We start from the raw sequence: 17,188 nt of genomic DNA on the forward strand, positions 1-17,188 counted from the left end.
GTCAGCCGCCGTCGTTGGCGGCCCTGTTTAACTGGCCGGGCGCAGAGAGTGGAACTCGCTGCCCTGGTTGAATCCGGGCCAATGGTCGCTGTTGGCCAGTGCGCTGCCGGCCCGGTAGAACACCTCGATATCCTCCAGGGCACCGGAGAGGTTCCAGTGCTCCCGGTAGATGTCACAGGCGTTGTGATAGCACCCCTTCATCTCCGTGCGCATTTCGGTTCGGTACTGAGCCAGGGCATCACTCTTGGGGGTGGCGCCGCCTCCGGCAAACACCGCAGGTACCCCCTCCTTCACAAAGGAGAAGTGGTCCGAGCGGAAAAATCCCCCGGCTTCAGGGGAGCGCTCCGGCGCCAGCACACGCTGTTGACCGGCCGCCGCTGTGCCAAGGTAATCATCCAGCTGGGATTGCCCCAGGCCAACGACGGTGAACTCTTTCACTGCCCCATAGACGTTGGTGGAGTCCAGGTTGAACACCCCGGCGGTTTTCTTCAGAGATTCGGTGGGGTTGGCCACGTAGTAGCGGGAGCCGAGCAGTCCCTGCTCCTCTCCGGTGACGGCGATAAACTGCACGGAACGCTGTGGTGGCCTGGGGGCCATGGCAAACTGGCGGGCGATCTCCAGGATACCGGCTACGCCAGTGGCGTTGTCCAGGGCCCCGTTGTAGATGGTCTCTCCGTCGCTGCCAAGGTGATCCCAGTGGGCGGTGTAGCTTACCACCTCATCGGGACGCTCGCTGCCGGTGAGCTTGGCCACCACGTTGTGGCTGGTGGCGTACTCCACGGTCTGATTCAGCCTGGCGTCGGCGCGGGCATTCAGGGAGAGGTTTCCCGGCGTCCGGGCCGCCCGGGCCGTCAGAGCGTCCAGGTTCTTACCTTCAGCCGCCAGTAGCCTGTCTGCCACTTCCTTCTGAATCCATCCCTCCATCATCGGGTGGGGGTCGGTGCTGCCGGCCAGATCCAGTTGCGGACCGGTCCAGCTGTTGGCGACCACGGACCAGGGGTAGGAGGCGGGTTCGGTATCGTGAATAATCAGGGCCGCGGCGGCGCCCTTGCGGCCTGCTTCGGCGAACTTGTAATCCCAGCGGCCATAGTAGGTCATGGTGTTGCCCTTGAAATGGATGGGGTCGCCTGTGGCAAAACCCGGGTCGTTCACCAGAATCAGCACGGTCTTGCCGGTGACATCCAGCCCCTGATAGTCATTCCAGCCATACTCGGGAGCATCGATGCCGTAGCCGACAAACACGATGTCGCTGTTGGACAGGGTCTGGCTGGGGGTGTCATGGAAGCTGTTGAGCACCGCCTGGTCCGGCAGGGAGAGCGACTGGCCCCCCAGGCTCAGCTCGGTGCCGGGCTTTGTGGTGTAGGTGACCATGGGCACCGGCTGCAGGTAGGAGTCGCCGTTGCCCGGTTCCAGGCCCATGGCACGAAACTGTTTCTCCAGGAAGGCCAGGGTCAGGGTCTCCCCCTCTGTGGTGGGCTGGCGGCCCTGATAGCGGTCTGAGGCCAGCTCCTTGATGTCGGCGCGGAACCTGGATTCGTCGATGCCCGTCTGCTGGGGCGGGATCTGGCTGCAGGCGCCAAGCAGCAGGGCTGACGCCAGTAGGGTTAATCTCATTTCCTTCTTCCCTTATCATTATTCATGGACTGAATCTGCCGTTCAGTTGGTCCGAGCCTATCATCGCCTCAGTTGTCTGTACCGACAAGGGTGATTTGTAAGGAATTCTGTATGGCGAGCCGACGGTTTATCCGATAAAAAAGGCGGCCACCTGGCCGCCTCTTCGGGATACTGCCTACTGGCTCACACCACATCAATCTCGGCGACGCAGGGAAAGATGTGGGTGGGTCTGAAGGGGTGGGTGTCCAGCTCCTCGATGCCGGTGACACCGGAGAGCACCAGGATGCTCTCCAGCCCCGCCTGAACCCCGGCTTTAATGTCGGTGTTCATGTTGTCACCCACAATCACCGTATCGCCGGAGTGGCTGCCCAGGTGGTCCAGGGCACTGCGGACGATCCAGGAGGAGGGCTTGCCCACATAGAAGGGGGTCTTACCGGTGATCCTTTCGATGGGCGCGCACAGGGCGGAGCAGGCCGGACTGAATGAGGGGCCATGGGTGTCCGGGTTGGTGGCAATAAAGCGGGCACCGTTGGCCACAAAGTTGGCGGCCCGGTGGATCATGTCCCAGTTAAAGGAGCGGGTTTCACCCACCACCACAAAATCGGGATCGATGTCGGTGATGGTGAAGCCCGCCTGGTACAGCTCGTGGGTCAGTGCCCCCTCACCGATGACATAGGCCTTGTTGCCGCTCTGGTGTCTGAGGAAATGGGCGGTGGCCATGGCGGAGGTGTAGAACGCAGAGTCCGGCAGGTGAATGCCTGAATTTCCCAGGCGGTTGGCCAGGTCCTTGGCGGTCTGGGCCGGATTGTTGGTGAGCAGCACCAGCGGATTCCCCTGCTCCTGAAGCCGCTTGATGAAGCGGTCGGCGCCGGGGATCAGCTGGTTGTCGTGCATCAGCACGCCGTCGATGTCACAGATAACGCTCTTTAACTCAGTCGCCATGTATGGCTCACTCCTCGCTGGCGTACCCCTGTTCGGGTAACAGATGACCATCCAGAAGGGCACCCTGGTCGTTCATGGCCAGGCGCCCCTCACAAAACCACTTGACCACCAATGGATAGATGCGGTGCTCCTGGGTATGCACCCGTTGAGTCAGCGCCTCTATGGTGTCCTCTTCAAACACCGGCACCTTGGCCTGCAGGATCACCGGTCCTCCGTCGAGCTCTTCGGTGACGAAGTGGACCGAGCAGCCGTGCTCGCTGTCCCCGGCGTCCAGGGCCCGCTGGTGGGTGTTGAGGCCTGTGTACTTGGGCAGCAGGGAGGGGTGGATGTTGAGCATCTTCCCTGCAAACTTCTGCACCAGGCCGGGGCTCAGAATTCGCATAAAGCCTGCCAGTACCACCAGGTCCGCATTGAGGGCATCCAGTTTGGCGGCCAGGCGGGCGTCGTAGGCCTCACGGCTCTCCCCCTTTTCCGCGGCCAGGGTGATCCCTTCGATGCCGGCATTGGCGGCGCGGGTCAGGCCATAGGCCTCGCCCTTGTTGCTGATGACGCCGACGATCTGGCCCGGGACCAGACCTTCGGCGCAGGCATCGATGATCGCCTGGAGGTTGCTGCCGCTGCCGGAGATGACAACGGCGATTCGGGTCTGCTGTGCCATCTTAAGCGATCACCACCTGGGGTTGGTCGCCGGTGCGGGCTTCGATGTTGCCCAGCAGCCAGGCGCTTTCCCCTTCGCTGTTCAACAGGGCCACGGCGGCCTCGGCTTCGGACTGAGGCAGGGCGATCACCAGACCGACGCCACAGTTGAAGGTGCGGTACATCTCGTGCTGGTCGATGTTGCCTACCTGTTGCAGCCAGTTGAACACTTCGGGCCACTGCCAGGAGTTGCCATCGATCACCGCCTGGGCATCGTCAGGCAGGACTCGGGGGATATTCTCCCAGAAGCCGCCACCGGTAATGTGGGAGATGGCGTGGACCTTATGCTGCTCCAGCAGTTTCAGTACTGGCTTGACGTAGATGCGGGTCGGGGCCAGCAGGGTCTGGATCAGCGGCTGACCATTGATGGTCTGCTCTTCGGGGCTTTCCACCCGCTCCAGCACCTTGCGGATCAGCGAGTAGCCGTTGGAGTGAGGACCACTGGAACCCAGGGCGATCAGGGCATCACCCGGGGCCACCAGGCTGCCGTCGATGACGTCGGACTCTTCGACCACGCCGACGCAGAAGCCAGCCAGGTCGTAATCTTCCCCTTCGTACATGCCGGGCATCTCGGCGGTCTCACCGCCGATGAGGGCGCAGCCAGCCTGCTCACAACCATCGGCGATGCCGGACACCACCTGGGTGGCGGTGTCCACGGAGAGCTTGCCGGTGGCGTAGTAATCCAGGAAGAACAGTGGTTCGGCACCCTGGACAATCAGATCGTTGACGCACATCGCCACCAGATCCACACCAACGGTGCCATGACCGTTGTAGTCCATGGCCAGGCGAAGTTTGGTGCCGACACCGTCGGTGCCGGAGACCAGCAGGGGCTTCTTATACTTCTCGGGCAGAGCGCACAGGGCGCCAAAGCCGCCCAGGCCGCCGCGCACTTCCGGGCGATGGGTACGCTTTACCGCAGACTTGATGTTGTCTACCAGGGCGTTACCGGCATCGATGTCGACACCGGCGTCTTTGTAGCTGAGGGAATCGGCTTTGTTCACAGAGGCCTCGTTGTTTTTGTAGGGATTTTTATAGTGTTGATGTTCTGGCGCGCATTTTACCAGTTGCACACTGTGTGCCCAAGTTTTTCTCTGTGATGGGGGTTCATGGGGCGTAAACCGGTTGAAAACTCTTCACTTGAGCCCTTGTGCTGTGATCTGTCTCCCGTCATGGTGTGGCTGGCAGCACACTCTCTTCCCAAGTGTGGGGATTCACGCTATGATTCCGCTGTTTACCTGTAGCCTACCATTCGGAGAATAAGATGAAAGTCACTGAGGTCAAGCACCCGCTGATTCAACATAAACTGGGCTTGATGCGTGAAGCTGATGTCAGCACTAAGCGCTTCCGTGAGCTGGCGAAAGAGGTTGCCGCTCTGCTGACCTATGAAGCGACCTCCGATTTTGAGACCGAGTCTGTGGAGATCGATGGCTGGAACGGTCCTATCACCGTTAACCAGATTAAGGGTAAGAAAGTGACCGTGGTGCCTATCCTGCGTGCAGGCCTGGGCATGATGGATGGTGTTCTGGAGCACATCCCCGCCGCCAAGGTGTCCGTTGTGGGCATCTACCGTGATGAAGAGACCCTGGAGCCAGTACCTTACTTTGAGAAGCTGGTGTCCAACATTGATGAGCGTATCGCCCTGGTGGTGGATCCGATGCTGGCCACCGGTGGTTCCATGATCTCTACCCTGGATCTGCTGAAGAAGCGCGGCTGTACCAGCATCAAGGTTCTGGTTCTGGTTGCGGCTCCCGAGGGCCTGAAGGCGCTGGAGGAGGCTCACCCAGATATCGAACTGTTCACCGCTTCCGTGGATGAGTGCCTCAACGACAAGGGCTACATTCTCCCGGGATTGGGTGATGCCGGGGACAAGATCTTCGGAACCAAGTGATTTCAGAGACGGCGCCATCGGCGCCGTTTTTTTGAATCCCGTGAAAGCCGGGCGGGGCCGTGCCCCAGCTTTCGACCCTACATCGGCGCCCAGATGCCGATTACATAATTACGATAAATAACAACGAGGTTAACATGCAGCAGCAAGCTGTTACCGCCGGGGCTGCGCCTGTCCCGGCTACCTGGCGGCAGGTGGTCGCCGGTACCCAGATGCTTTTCGTGGCTTTCGGTGCCCTGGTTCTGGTTCCCCTCCTTACCGGTCTGAATGTCAACGTTGCCCTGTTCACCGCCGGTGTCGGCACCCTGCTGTTCCAGCTGGTGACCAAGCGTTCGGTTCCCGTATTCCTGGCCTCCTCCTTTGCCTTCATTGCCCCTATCTCCTATGGCGTGGCCCAGTGGGGCGTCTCCGCCACCATGGGCGGCCTGATGGCGGCTGGCGTGGTGTATGTGGTGCTGTCTCAGGTGGCCCGTGCCGGTGGCATGGAAGCGATCAACAAGTTGCTGCCGCCCGTGGTAGTGGGTCCGGTGATCATGGTGATTGGTCTGACTCTGGCCCCTGTGGCGGTGAACATGGCCCTGGGGATGCAAGGGGACAATCAGGCTTATGAGACCGGGCTGGCTCTGTCCATCGCCCTGCCCACCCTGATTACCGCCCTGGTGGTCGCGGTGATGGGTAAGGGGATGCTGCGTCTGCTGCCGATTCTGTCTGCGGTGGTGGTGGGCTACAGCCTCTCCTGGTTTGCCGGCATCATCGACTTCAGCGGCGTGGCCGCTGCCCCCTGGTTTGCCATTCCGGATTTCACTGCGCCGAGCTTCCACTGGGAGGCGATTCTGTTCCTGATCCCCGTGGCCATTGCCCCGGCGGTGGAGCACATCGGTGACATGCTGGCCATCAGCAATGTGACTGGCAAAAACTACGTGAAGAAGCCCGGCCTGCACCGTACCCTGCTGGGTGATGGTGTGGCGACCATGGCTGCTGCTAGCCTGGGCGGACCACCAAACACCACCTACTCTGAGGTGACCGGTGCGGTGATGCTGACTCGCAACTACGATCCCAAGGTGATGACCTGGGCGGCGGTGAGCGCCATCCTGTTGGCCATGGTGGGTAAGTTCGGTGCCATCCTGGCCACGGTGCCCACCGTGGTGATGGGCGGCATCATGATCCTGCTGTTCGGCTCCATTGCCGCAGTGGGCATGAGCTCCATGATCAACAACAAGGTGGACGTGTCCGAGCCCCGCAATCTGGTGATTGTGGCGGTGACCCTGGTGTTCGGCATCGGTGGCATGACCATCAAGATGGGCGAGTTTACCCTGCAGGGCATCGCCCTGTGTGCGGTGGTGGCCATCCTGCTGAACCTGGTGCTGCCCAAAAACTTCGGTCACGAAGACGAGGCCTGATAGCCGGCTCATCTGACGAACAAGAGGACTCATTGAGTCCTCTTTTTTTTATCCGGCCTTGCCTTCGGCCTCATTCTTCCTGGCATCGGCCAGTTTGGTGTTGGCCTGATTGAGCTCGGCGGTGATGTTCATGATCTCATTGCGCTTGGCGTCCAGCAGTTTCTGCTTGGCCTCGGGGTCCATCTCCTTGCCCTTGATCTCCTGCAACTGCTCCTTGGCCTGCTCCAAACGCTCCTTGATCAGCTTGATGGCCTGTTTGATTCGCTCGATGGCGGGGGATTCCTTCTTCTCCGCCTCCTTGCTCTCTCCCGTGGTGGCCTGCTCGCCAGCCAGTTTTTGCCTGGCCTCCTGGGAGATGTTGACGGTGATGCGGTTCTCTTTCGGGCTGGAGACGTTGTCCTTGGGAGCGGTGGTGCCGGCGTCGGTGGCGGGCAGGACTTCCCGGCCCTGGGAGGTGGCCAGGGTGATGTTGCTGCCCTGATGTTGAGAGATCTGCATGGAGAGCTCCTGTTGGCGGTCTGATAGTGGGTGTATCGGCAGCATATAGAATCACTTGAGAGTGATTCCGGGAGATAACGCAAATAAATCAGTAAGTAAAAGTAAGCATTCTTAGGGGGGAGGGGCCCCGACCAGGGAAAGAGTCGGGGCGTCGCAGGGTTAATTGGGGCACTTCAAATATTGAATGTAGTAATTGAGATGGCGGATATCCACCAGGGAGACCAGGGCGTCCAGATCCTCGATGGCTAAAGTCCCGTATCTCTTTCTAATCATCTCCTGGCCAATCAACTCTTTTATGACCGAGATGCAATATTGTTTGGTGACACCGGAAAAACTGGCGATGTCGTCATATTTTAACGGCGCACTGCGAAATTCAATTTCGTGGCCATAAAGAAAGATGATCACCAGGCACATAATAATGTGCTGCTTTTTATCCAGCAGGCTGCTCATCACCGACCAGTCGCGGGTGGCGGCGTTGCTGATCTCGTAACGCCGCAGGCAGAACTCAAACAGGGCTTCTGACTTGCTGGCCAGTTTGTGCAGACAGTTTCCTGGAACGGCTCTGATCACCGTGGAGTCCAGGGCCACATAGCTTTTGTTGAGCCAGGGGTTGTTGCCGTTGGGAGCATGACTGGTGAGCAGGGTCTTGGGCAGCCAGATGCCCGTCACTTTGCTCAATTCAGCCGGATAGTCCACCACCTCTTTGAGCACCCCTCTCTCTACGTAATTGAGGGCCGCCTCCTGAAAGCTGGGCAGGAAGCAGTCTCCTTTTCTTAGCTCTATTAAACCGCTGTGATTCAGGATTTCGGACGCGAGGAGGGAGTCGAGGCCGTTTCTTATCAGGAGATCCGTCAGGGAGTCCGGCGGTGGGGACCACGAAAAGCTGGGGTTCTTCATCGATGTTGTCTGCTCAACCTTGATTATTTTCTGCAACCCCAGGGCGCTACAACCGGGTCACAATGTCAATTATTGTCGTCAAAGTCTTCACGTGAAGTGTCGTGGGAATCGAAAGGATCCCATCGAAGCCACTCTTTTTGAGGCTTTCTTAAACAGAGTGGAACCTTAAAGGGACGTGGGTAAAAAAAATGTAAACGTTCACTTCGTGGCGGGTGGTCAATAAGTACTTCTACCATGGTCCGAAATCGAGGGTATCACATCCGCTCGTGTTTGAATGGTAAACGGGTTTACCATTTGCGGCATATTCAGCCAATTTATTTTAAGTTTGTTACATCGCGCTCAAAAGTGTCAGTTTGTGTATAAAGTCACTATTGAGTGCGCCGATACCCAAGACAAGTTCGAGTACAAACTTGGTAAGGGGGTGTCGTGCGAATAGCCACCAATACGACATCGATGTTCACCAGCCAGTTGCTGCAGCGCAGTAGCAGTGGCGTGGCAGCGTCGATGGAGAGGATGTCGTCTGGGCTGAGGATTAATTCGGCCAAGGATGACGCTGCCGGGTTGCAGATCACCAACAGGCTAACGTCCCAAATTAACGGATTGAATGTCGCCATCAAGAATGCATCTGACGCCATCTCTATGGCGCAAACTGCAGAGGGTGCCGTTCAGGAGGTGACCGAATCTCTGTTTCGAATCCGCGACCTGAGTCTGCAGGCTGCCAATGGTTCAAACAGTGATGAGGACAGGCAGGCGCTCCAGAAAGAGGCGGCAGCGCTGCTGGAGGAGATTGACCGCACCAATACCACCACCTCTTTTGGTGGCAATAGGTTATTCAAGGAAACCGACGCTTCCCGGGTAGACCCCATCGAGAGGGAGATTGTCAGTAAGCTTGCCAACAGCTGGCTGAAAGAGTCTGAGGAGTTGATTAAGGACAAGCTGGGAATTGATGGCAAGAACACCACGCTGAAGATCGACCTCGAACACATGGACGGTCCCGGCGGAACGGCGGCAAGTGTCTCCTCTCTGGTGGCGGGCAGTACCGCCTACAATCAGGTGATGACCATTGACCTGGATGACTTCGGTGCTGGGGCAGGAGGTGGCAGCCTGGAACTGGATGAAACCATTCTCCACGAGATGGTGCACGCCATTCAGGGGGCGAACTTCGATCAATGGGGAAGCACGGCGACCTGGTTTAAAGAGGGCAGCGCCGAGGTGATGCGAGGGGCCGACGACCGGCTCAGTGCGGACATTGCCAATCATGGCGGCGGTGCCACCGGTATTGGTGCCATCTGGACTCAGCTCAAGGCCGATGTGGCCAGCACGGCCAACCCAACCACCGGCATTGGCACTGCCGCTGCTTACTCAGGCGGCTACGTGGTCAACCGCTACATCGACCACGAACTGGGTGGCGGCGGACTCAAGGCGGTCAACACGGCCATGGCCGGTGGTGCCACCCTGGATGCGGCACTCAATACTGCGTCCGGTGGGCGCTGGGGGAACGTCAATGCCCTGTTTGCCGAGCTCGATGGCGCAGGCGGTGGCGGTGCCGCGACCAAGTTTGAGGAGTTCATCAACACCCAGATGGATCTCACCAATGCCGATAATGGCTCGCTGGCCGGTTTCGATGTGACCGGTGCCGGCCCCGAGTTGGACAACGTCATGCAGGGTGTCACCGGAGATGGCAGTGGTGCGGCCTCCTTCGACGAGTACTTTGTGTCCGGTGACGACGACAACGACGGCGGCGACTTTGATCCCGGCAGCTACGATCCCTCGGCCATTGGGGCGACGGAAGTTGCCCTGGCGGACTACGCTCCGGAAATTGGAGAGGGAGAGGGGGGGTATCAGATTGCGGCTCAGGTGGGCGCCAATGCCAACGAGGAGATCACCTTCAACCTCGGCAGTTTTGGCACCAAGTACCTGGGTCTGGACAGAATCGATCTGACCAAGGACCCTCAGTCTGCCATTGAAGCGGTGGATGATGCGCTTAAGATTGTGGACTCGTCGCGGGCCTCTTTGGGGGCAACGGTGAATCGCCTGGAGCACACCATCGCCAACCTGACCAACATCACCGAGAACACGTCGGCCAGCCGTTCCCGCATTCGGGATACGGATATGGCAAAGGAGTCCTCCTACCTGGCCAAACAGCAGGTGTTGCAGCAATCCGCCTCGGCGATGCTGGCTCAGGCCAACCAGTTACCCTCGGCGGCATTGTCGTTGCTGTAGTTGGATGGCAAAACCGGCCCCGTCACAGCTGCGGCGGGGCTGAATTTTATCTCGATGGTGCAGCTGCAGGCCGGATTTTTCCTCCAGGGAAAAATGGCTGGGAAGCCGTCAGCGCATAGCCCAGCCTGTCCGGGCCTCTGTGTGTTGTGCATTCGTCTGCCCCGTTCAGGGCCCATGCTCTTGCCGCCAGAGGAGATAGGCGGCAGTCATTCAACTTCCCTGCCTCTGTGATACACTCTGGCCATTGATATTGACCCTCAGGAATCTTCGTGAAACGACTCGCTTTTTTACTGCCTCTGCTGTTCTGTACATCCGCTATGGCGGTGGAGGTGGCCAACCTCTATCAGGCCCAGGTTCAGGTGGAAGGGCGTGAACGTGCCGAGCGCCAGCAGAAGATTCCCGATGCCCTGGTGCAGACCCTGGTTCGCCTGACCGGTGATGCGGCCGTGGCCGAGGATCCCCGGATGAAGGGGATGCTCGGCAACGCCACCCGCTTTGTCTCCAGTTTTGGCTATGGCGGCGACCCGCTGACTCTGACCATCCAGTTTGATGGCTCACTGCTGGTGAAAGAGATGCAGGAGCGACAACTGCCGGTGTGGGGCAAGCAGCGTCCGCTGACTCTGGGGTGGGTTGCCCTGGAAGATGAGTTGGGGGAGCGGCAGTTGATGTCGGAGCAGTTGGATGCCGAGATGCTGGCGGCCTGGCGAGAACAGTCACGGCTGCGCGGTTTGCCTCTGTCCCTGCCATTGATGGATCTTGAAGACGCCATCCGGGTGGGCCTCAATGATGTCTGGGGGTTCTTTGTGGATCCTGTGGCCGAAGCCAGTGAGCGCTACCAGGCGGACTTCTTTATGCTGGCCCGGGTCTGGCCCGGCAAGGAGGGCTGGTACTACACCCTGGCTCTCTACCCTTATCAGCAGGGCAGTCAGGAAGATGGATATGGCTTTGGCAATGTTCGTCGCAGTGTGATGCAGAAGAGCGGCCAGGTCGAAGGTCTGGAGCAGGGGCTGATGGCTCTGCAGCAGGAGCTGGCCGGATACTACGCCCGTCGTTACGCCACTGTGGCCAGTGATGAGGAGGCGCAGAAGCAGCTGGTGTTTGAGATTCAGGGCAGCATGGCGGAACTGGTCTCGGTCGAACGCTACCTTCGAGGGCTCAGCGCCATCTCCAGCCTGCAGGTGACCGGCTTACAGGGTCGTCAGGTGAGTTTTGCCGTGGAGCTGGTGGGGTCCGCCGACGCTCTGGCGCAGATTCTGGAGCTGGAACCCAGGGTGGAGACGTTGGTGGCTGACGACGAAATGGTCATTCAGACCCGATATCGCTGGATCGGTAACCAGTGAAATTGGGACGGGCCGGAGCCCGTGCTACAATGACGCCATCTTGCGGACTGGAGCTGTAAATCCCTAGTGCAATCGAATTCACCCATTCAGCTCTCCCTGCCTGTACATCTGCCGGACGATGAGACCTTCGGCAGTTACTACCCGGCGGCCAACCAGCAGTTACTGGAGGCGATTCGTCAGGTGGCCGAGGGCAAAGGGGAGACCGTTACCTACCTGTGGGGACAGGCCAAGTCTGGCCGTACCCATCTGCTGCACGCTGCCTGTGCCCACGCCCGAGAACTGGAGCGTCAGGCGTTCTATCTCCCTCTGGGCATCCATGCCAGTATGTCCCCTGCGGTGCTCGAAGGGCTGGAAGAGATCTCCCTTGTCTGCCTGGATGATGTCGATCAGCTGGCTCGAAACCCCTTCTGGGAGGAGGCGGTGTTTGATCTCTATAACAGGATCAACGAGCGCGGTGATTGCAAGCTGATTGTCTCGGCCAGTTGCCCCGCCGGCCAGGCTGGATTCCTGTTGCCGGATCTGGTGTCCCGGTTGAATTGGGGGGTGCATTATCAGGTGCAGTCCCTGACCGATGAGGAGAAGCTGACGGCACTGCAGCGTCGGGCCAAAGCGCGGGGACTGGAGCTGCCGGAAGATGTGGGCCGGTTTATGCTGACCAGGCTGGCCCGGGATCTGCGCACCCTGTTTGATGTGCTGGACAGGTTGGACAAGGCCTCGATGCAGGCACAGCGACGACTGACCATCCCCTTCGTCAAAGAGACTCTGCACCTCTAGTGAGTTGACGGAGTGAGAAGATAACAAAAGGCCGCATCTGCGGCCTTTTCTGTTTTAGTTGTTTTCCACCTTCCAGTCTGGCGCTTTGCCCAGATGGCGATGTCGTCCCTCTTTAGGTGAAAGCAGGGAGGGCATCGCCTGAACCCGCGGTGCCGAGGTGGCATCTTCCAGGGTCAGGTTTTGGGCCCAGCTCTCGCCACTGCGCATCTGGGTGGGGCTGGGCAGGCCGGAGATCAGCTCATTGGCATTCAATGAGGGCATCAGTTCGGTGAGCACCAGGTCCAGCCTGGGCAGAATCGCCGTTTCACCGATGCGGCCTCGCTGGCCCCAGTCGACAGTGATGTTGGATGCGGTGACCTGCTCAGGCAGGTCGGTCACCGCCACATCCCGACGGATCTCATACCTGTGCATCATCATCGCCTCTTCGAACAGCATCGCCAGGTCCTCTCTGGAGGTGGAGTAGCTGTAATCATCGTTGGCCCGGTCGCCGGAGAAGAAGGCGGTGATGTCATCGGGCTGGTAGCTCTTCTGCAGGGTGGTGGCCTTACTGCCTCTGAACTGCACATCGGCCAGGGCCTTCATCTCGCTGCTCTGCAAAGGCAGGTCCCGGGTGAGATGGTCGGAGATCAACGCGTTCTGTTCGCTGCGCTGATAGAAGGCCTGCAGCAGGGTTGAGGTGTTGATGCTGTCCCAGGTGGTGCTGGGGAAGAAGTCGTTGGCATGGGCCAGTTCGTGATAGAGCAGGCTGGCCAGATCCGGTTCCAGGGCGCCCAGGCTACGGCTGATTTCCAGATAGGGGGGGTAGTAGACGCTGGCATAGCTGTTGCCTTTCACGTAGCGCCAGGGAAGCAGGAAGCTCAGATCGCTGCCGAAGCCGCTGCGAAAGTCCGGATCTTCATTGATGGTGGCCATCTGCCAGGGTGATTGCCACAGATCCGATGGATCCAGATAGATGGCGCCGGTGGCGACCCAGTAGAACGAGGGGCGCACATCGGAACTGATCACCACTGCGGTCACGGCCCCGAGCAAGCGGCGGAAGTCGCCATGGGTGTCACGCAGCTCCAGGAAGCTCTTGAAGGCATCCCCCATCCAGGGGTGGGAGACCACCACCCGCTCCATCACCTGATCCACCGTGGGGTTGGGGTGACTCTGACCCAGCAGTGGCAGAGTCTCTATGCTGCAGGGGGCGGAGGAGGCCAGTTGAGTCGAGTAGACACAGCGTCCCAGGGCATCGGCCCAAGGGGAGTCAGAGTTCCAGGCGATCACTCGGGTCAGGGGAGAATCAAACAGGGCGCCCGAGACAGGGGAGGGCTCGGTGGTGACCAGGACATAGGCGTTGTCACCGACATTTTGGCCATTGTCACTGGCGCTGGCGCTGATGCGAATCAGGGTATCCTGGGTCACGACGGGCGCGGTAAAGGTCAGCAGTTCTGGGTCGCTGTTATCCATGTCGCTGATGCCGGGGCCGGACTCTTGCTGCCAGCTGATATTCTGCAGGGGCTGGTTGCGATCACCGCTGCGACCCAGGCGCATGGAGACCCGCCCGCCGGAGGGCACCACCTGGTCACCCCGGATCCGCGTTGCCGCCACCGATTCGGTGGTGCTGATGTCCACAGGAGCTTGGATGACATTGCCCTGGGTGTCGGTAATGGTCAGCTGAAATTCATAGAGGGTTGCCTGGGGGGCCTCGAAGGCCGCCATGGGCGATCTGGGGTTGGCGATGTTGACCGCCGGACCCGAGACTTGGGACCACTGGAAGCTGAGATCCCGGCTGGGTACGCCATCGACGGTGGCCACCAGGGCAACACTGCCGTCGACCGCCGGGCTCAGGTTCAGCCTCAGCTGCGATGAGGGAGGAAGCGGCGTGGGATCAGGGGAGGAACCTCCGCCTCCTCCGCCACAGGCGGCGAGCAGAGTTAAGGCGGTCAGTGCAATCCAGTGCGTCTTCATAGGCTCTCTCCCATAGGGGGTTAACATGGGTGCAGGTGGCCGCCCTGGCCTGTCCGTACCCTTTCTATTGTTTCTTTTTTTTCAGTCCCAGACCCAGCTCTCTGCCGCGGCTGCGGGCATAAAAACTGCTGGCCAACAGCCAGCTTAACAGCAGTACTGTGGCCAGGGTTGGCCACCAGAACGCCTCTCTGGCGACCCACAGCTGGGTCAGGCTGGCGACCAGATAGAGGCAGGCGATAAAGCCTGACCAGGCATGGGTATAGGGCTTCCCCTTGAGCATGCCGGGAAGGGGCAGGAACAGCGGCACCAGCATCATCAGGCTGAATCCCAGTGAGTAGCCGCTCCCCGGGGACAACCACAGCTGCCACAGGGGAATGTACAACAGGCAGCTGAGGTAGCTGCCCAGGGCGAAGCGGCCCAGGCTTTCGCTGTGGTTCACCATCTTATTTGAGGATCTCCAGCACCTGCTCCGGGGGACGGCCGATGGCAGCACGATTGCCATGAACCACAATGGGGCGCTCAATCAGCTTGGGGGTGCTGAGCATGGCGGCGATCAGGGCATCATCCCCGGCATCGGCCAGGTTCTGCTCCTTGTATTCCGCTTCCTTGGTGCGCATCAGCTGGCGGGGGGCCAGACCCAGCATCTCCAGGATCTGACGAAGCTCCGCTTCGGAGGGAGCCTGTTTCAGGTATTCATAGACTTGGGGAGTCACCCCCTGCTCCTCCAGTAACGCCAGGGTTTGACGACTCTTGGAGCAGCGGGGGTTGTGCCAGATGCGGGTAGTTTGGGTCATGGTAATGAACTTCCTGTGATCATGATCTCATTATGGGGCCATTCTACGTCGGGCCGCCATCAGATCAAAGGGATTTCATCTCCTGTTCCGACTTGCGCAGCTCTTTGATTCTGGCATCGATGCGCGCCTTCTGCAGAGGGTTATCTTTTGTCTGGCGGTAGGCATACTGAAGCTGCTCAATGGCCTGGCCGTAACCGGCCGACAGAGCCAGCAACTCAGCCTGGACCATATGGCGCTCGGCGGTCAATCCCATCTTGCGGTACACCTGGGACAGCAGATCGTAGGCCACCACACTGTCCTTATTGAGCAGTATTTGGTGCTCCAGCAGGGTGCGAGCCTCTTTGAGCTGGCCTGTTTGCAGCAGCACGTTGGCCAGGTTGATCTCAATGACGCTGTTGTCTGGCCGGAGTTTCTGGGCTTGTCGCAGCAGGGCAATCGCCTCCTGAGGGCGTTTCTGCATCAGCAGGATGTCGGCGGCGGTATCCAGATAAAACAGGTTTTGCGGACTTTCGGCCAGCAGAGCGTTGAGCTCTTTCTCCGCTTCATCGAAGCGTTCCATATCCAGCAGGGTCAGTGCCTTACCATAATGGGCGGCCTCGATGACCACTGGGTCGCCCATTTTGGCCTGCTTATCGAACAGGAACAGGGCGTGGTCTCGGTCCAGCTTGGAGTAGCGCACCTGAACCCTGGCCTTGGCCAGATGAAACAGCAGGTTTTCCGGCACTGGGCGATAGGGGTAGAGGGCTGCCCGGGCCCGGGCATCCGCCACCCGGCTCTCGGGCAGGGGGTGGGTCAGCAGCATCTGGGGCGGCTTGCTGGCAAAGCGGTATTTGGCCGCCATCTTGCCGAAGAAACTGGGGACGGCACCGGGGTCAAACCCGGCGGCGGCCAGGGTCTTGATGCCGATACGGTCCGCCTCTTTTTCGTTGCTGCGGGTGTAGTTGATCTGTGCCTGCTGATTCAGGGCCAGGGTCGACTGCAGGGCGGCAATGCCCGCTTCCGGAGAGGCCATGGCCAGGATGATGGATCCAATCACCCCTGCCAGCGTGGCGGGGGCGGTCTTCCTCTGCGCCTCGATGGCCCGGGCCAGGTGGCGCTGGGTAACGTGGGCGATTTCGTGTCCCAGAACCGACGCCAGCTCACTCTCGTTGTCCGCTTCGTTGAGAATGGCGGTGTGAACACCCACATGGCCGCCGAAGAATGCGAAGGCGTTAATTTCGTTGTTGTTGATCAGAAAGAAAGTGAAGGGGGTTTTGACGTTGTCCGCTCTGGCCACCAGACGGTTACCCAGATCATTGAGATACTCGTTCATCACGGGGTCGTGGATGATGGGAAGCTGACCGCGCAGCATCCGCATGTAGAAGTCCCCAATCTGGCTCTCTTTGTCGATGGAGAGCGTGCTGGAAGCCACGGTGCCAAGCTCAGGCAGTTCCGGTTGAGCCTGGACTGCAGTGAGTCCCAGTGTCGCGCTCAGTAGGGCGGCGCCCAGAGTGAGTGAAAAACGTCTGATCACGTGTGTCCTTGATGTCCGTTTCTGATGTTGTTCCGGCCAGTGTACCTGCATCCGCCTGTGAATGACCACTGTGTTGCACAGGCATTTACCCAAGGTCAATGGAGTAATGCTATGTTTTAACTTAGGTTATTCCAGTCCTCGGCACGTGCTTCATACCGAATTGGCCGGGGTGGCTAGTGGGACGTGTTGATCTCCGCGGGTTAGAATCTGGCCGGGAATGCGGGCGAAAAAACTGTGAGCCGAGATCAGCATGCCCTATTTAGTCTGCTCAGAGGCCCTTTGGGTTCCAGAGACTTTACATAATCTTGCATCGTGGGTTTGTGGTTTGTCTGAGCTAGGGGGATAATGACGCCCGATTCGTGGCCGTTTCCTATCGGAGGTGAGTGTCCGATGGTTGAGCCTCATTAGTTGGCAAGGAAGTCAGGATGCAATTTGTTGATCTTTCTGCTTATCGCTGCCCAATGGCCTTTGTTCAGGCTAAGCTGGCGATGAAGGATCTTGGTCAGGACCAGGCGCTGGAGCTGCTTATCAGCGATCCGGCCACCTTACGGGATCTGATCCCCTATGCCCGGCGCTGCGGTTTTTCGGTGGAATCCGACACGCGGCCTCAGGGGACGGCAGTTTATCTGCGCCCGCATTATTAAAAGACAGAAAAGGTTTTA

Annotated in this window: 16 protein-coding genes; 6 read left to right on the forward strand and 10 right to left on the reverse strand. The window is 59.3% G+C overall.

Features of this window, described 5'->3' with window-relative positions; all coding sequences use genetic code 11:
• Positions 1-27 precede the first annotated feature (27 nt).
• The 4 genes from G505_RS0102270 to purM all read right to left on the reverse strand — a co-directional run bounded on the left by G505_RS0102270 (position 28) and on the right by purM (position 4,253).
• Positions 28-1,614: a M28 family metallopeptidase gene (locus tag G505_RS0102270; protein ID WP_028108106.1), complete on the reverse strand. Its 1,587-nt coding sequence runs from the start codon at positions 1,612-1,614 to the stop codon at positions 28-30.
• A gap of 183 nt (positions 1,615-1,797) precedes the next feature.
• Positions 1,798-2,556, reverse strand: coding sequence for an HAD-IIA family hydrolase (locus G505_RS0102275; protein ID WP_028108107.1), 759 nt, complete (start codon positions 2,554-2,556; stop codon positions 1,798-1,800).
• Positions 2,557-2,563: 7 nt separating this feature from the next.
• Complete coding sequence (gene purN, locus G505_RS0102280) at positions 2,564-3,214, reverse strand: phosphoribosylglycinamide formyltransferase (protein WP_028108108.1); 651 nt, start codon at positions 3,212-3,214, stop codon at positions 2,564-2,566.
• 1 nt (position 3,215) lies between these two features.
• Complete coding sequence (gene purM, locus G505_RS0102285; protein WP_028108109.1) at positions 3,216-4,253, reverse strand: phosphoribosylformylglycinamidine cyclo-ligase; 1,038 nt, start codon at positions 4,251-4,253, stop codon at positions 3,216-3,218.
• A 260-nt stretch (positions 4,254-4,513) separates the two neighbouring features.
• Between purM and upp the strand changes: the two genes are divergently transcribed.
• Complete coding sequence (gene upp, locus G505_RS0102290) at positions 4,514-5,140, forward strand: uracil phosphoribosyltransferase (RefSeq protein WP_028108110.1); 627 nt, start codon at positions 4,514-4,516, stop codon at positions 5,138-5,140.
• Positions 5,141-5,274: 134 nt separating this feature from the next.
• Positions 5,275-6,537: a uracil-xanthine permease family protein gene (locus G505_RS0102295; RefSeq protein ID WP_051215811.1), complete on the forward strand. Its 1,263-nt coding sequence runs from the start codon at positions 5,275-5,277 to the stop codon at positions 6,535-6,537.
• A 48-nt stretch (positions 6,538-6,585) separates the two neighbouring features.
• On the opposite strand, the gene G505_RS0102300 is transcribed toward G505_RS0102295, so the two are convergent.
• Together G505_RS0102300 and G505_RS0102305 are read right to left on the reverse strand one after the other, a co-directional pair.
• Positions 6,586-7,035 (reverse strand): hypothetical protein, encoded by a 450-nt coding sequence (locus G505_RS0102300; protein WP_028108112.1) that lies wholly within the window; start codon positions 7,033-7,035, stop codon positions 6,586-6,588.
• Positions 7,036-7,194: 159 nt separating this feature from the next.
• Complete coding sequence (locus tag G505_RS0102305; protein WP_157508982.1) at positions 7,195-7,932, reverse strand: Crp/Fnr family transcriptional regulator; 738 nt, start codon at positions 7,930-7,932, stop codon at positions 7,195-7,197.
• Positions 7,933-8,358: 426 nt separating this feature from the next.
• On the opposite strand from G505_RS0102305, the gene G505_RS0102310 reads away from it, so the two are divergent.
• The 3 genes from G505_RS0102310 (at position 8,359) to hda (ending at position 12,269) form a co-directional block, all read left to right on the forward strand.
• Positions 8,359-10,155: a flagellinolysin gene (locus tag G505_RS0102310; RefSeq protein WP_028108114.1), complete on the forward strand. Its 1,797-nt coding sequence runs from the start codon at positions 8,359-8,361 to the stop codon at positions 10,153-10,155.
• A gap of 269 nt (positions 10,156-10,424) precedes the next feature.
• A complete protein-coding gene (locus G505_RS0102315; RefSeq protein WP_028108115.1) occupies positions 10,425-11,495 on the forward strand; it encodes a DUF2066 domain-containing protein in 1,071 nt (356 codons plus the stop codon).
• 66 nt (positions 11,496-11,561) lie between these two features.
• On the forward strand, positions 11,562-12,269 hold the full coding sequence (hda, locus tag G505_RS0102320; RefSeq protein ID WP_028108116.1) for a DnaA inactivator Hda: 708 nt from the start codon (positions 11,562-11,564) through the stop codon (positions 12,267-12,269).
• Between the two features lie 54 nt (positions 12,270-12,323).
• Here hda and G505_RS20330 read toward each other — a convergent pair whose 3' ends face one another.
• The 4 genes from G505_RS20330 to bepA all read right to left on the reverse strand — a co-directional run bounded on the left by G505_RS20330 (position 12,324) and on the right by bepA (position 16,526).
• Complete coding sequence (locus tag G505_RS20330) at positions 12,324-14,219, reverse strand: PKD domain-containing protein (RefSeq protein ID WP_051215813.1); 1,896 nt, start codon at positions 14,217-14,219, stop codon at positions 12,324-12,326.
• A gap of 64 nt (positions 14,220-14,283) precedes the next feature.
• Positions 14,284-14,661: a DUF2069 domain-containing protein gene (locus tag G505_RS0102330; RefSeq protein WP_051215814.1), complete on the reverse strand. Its 378-nt coding sequence runs from the start codon at positions 14,659-14,661 to the stop codon at positions 14,284-14,286.
• Position 14,662: 1 nt separating this feature from the next.
• The gene (gene arsC, locus G505_RS0102335; protein ID WP_028108118.1) at positions 14,663-15,013 is read right to left on the reverse strand and encodes an arsenate reductase (glutaredoxin); all 351 of its coding nucleotides are present in this window, start codon (positions 15,011-15,013) and stop codon (positions 14,663-14,665) included.
• Between the two features lie 64 nt (positions 15,014-15,077).
• The gene (bepA, locus tag G505_RS0102340) at positions 15,078-16,526 is read right to left on the reverse strand and encodes a beta-barrel assembly-enhancing protease (protein ID WP_028108119.1); all 1,449 of its coding nucleotides are present in this window, start codon (positions 16,524-16,526) and stop codon (positions 15,078-15,080) included.
• 425 nt (positions 16,527-16,951) lie between these two features.
• Between bepA and G505_RS20335 the strand changes: the two genes are divergently transcribed.
• Positions 16,952-17,170, forward strand: coding sequence for a sulfurtransferase TusA family protein (locus tag G505_RS20335; protein ID WP_051215816.1), 219 nt, complete (start codon positions 16,952-16,954; stop codon positions 17,168-17,170).
• The last annotated feature ends 18 nt before the right edge of the window (positions 17,171-17,188 follow it).

The sequence above is a fragment of the Ferrimonas futtsuensis DSM 18154 genome (assembly GCF_000422645.1).
GTDB lineage: Bacteria > Pseudomonadota > Gammaproteobacteria > Enterobacterales > Shewanellaceae > Ferrimonas > Ferrimonas futtsuensis.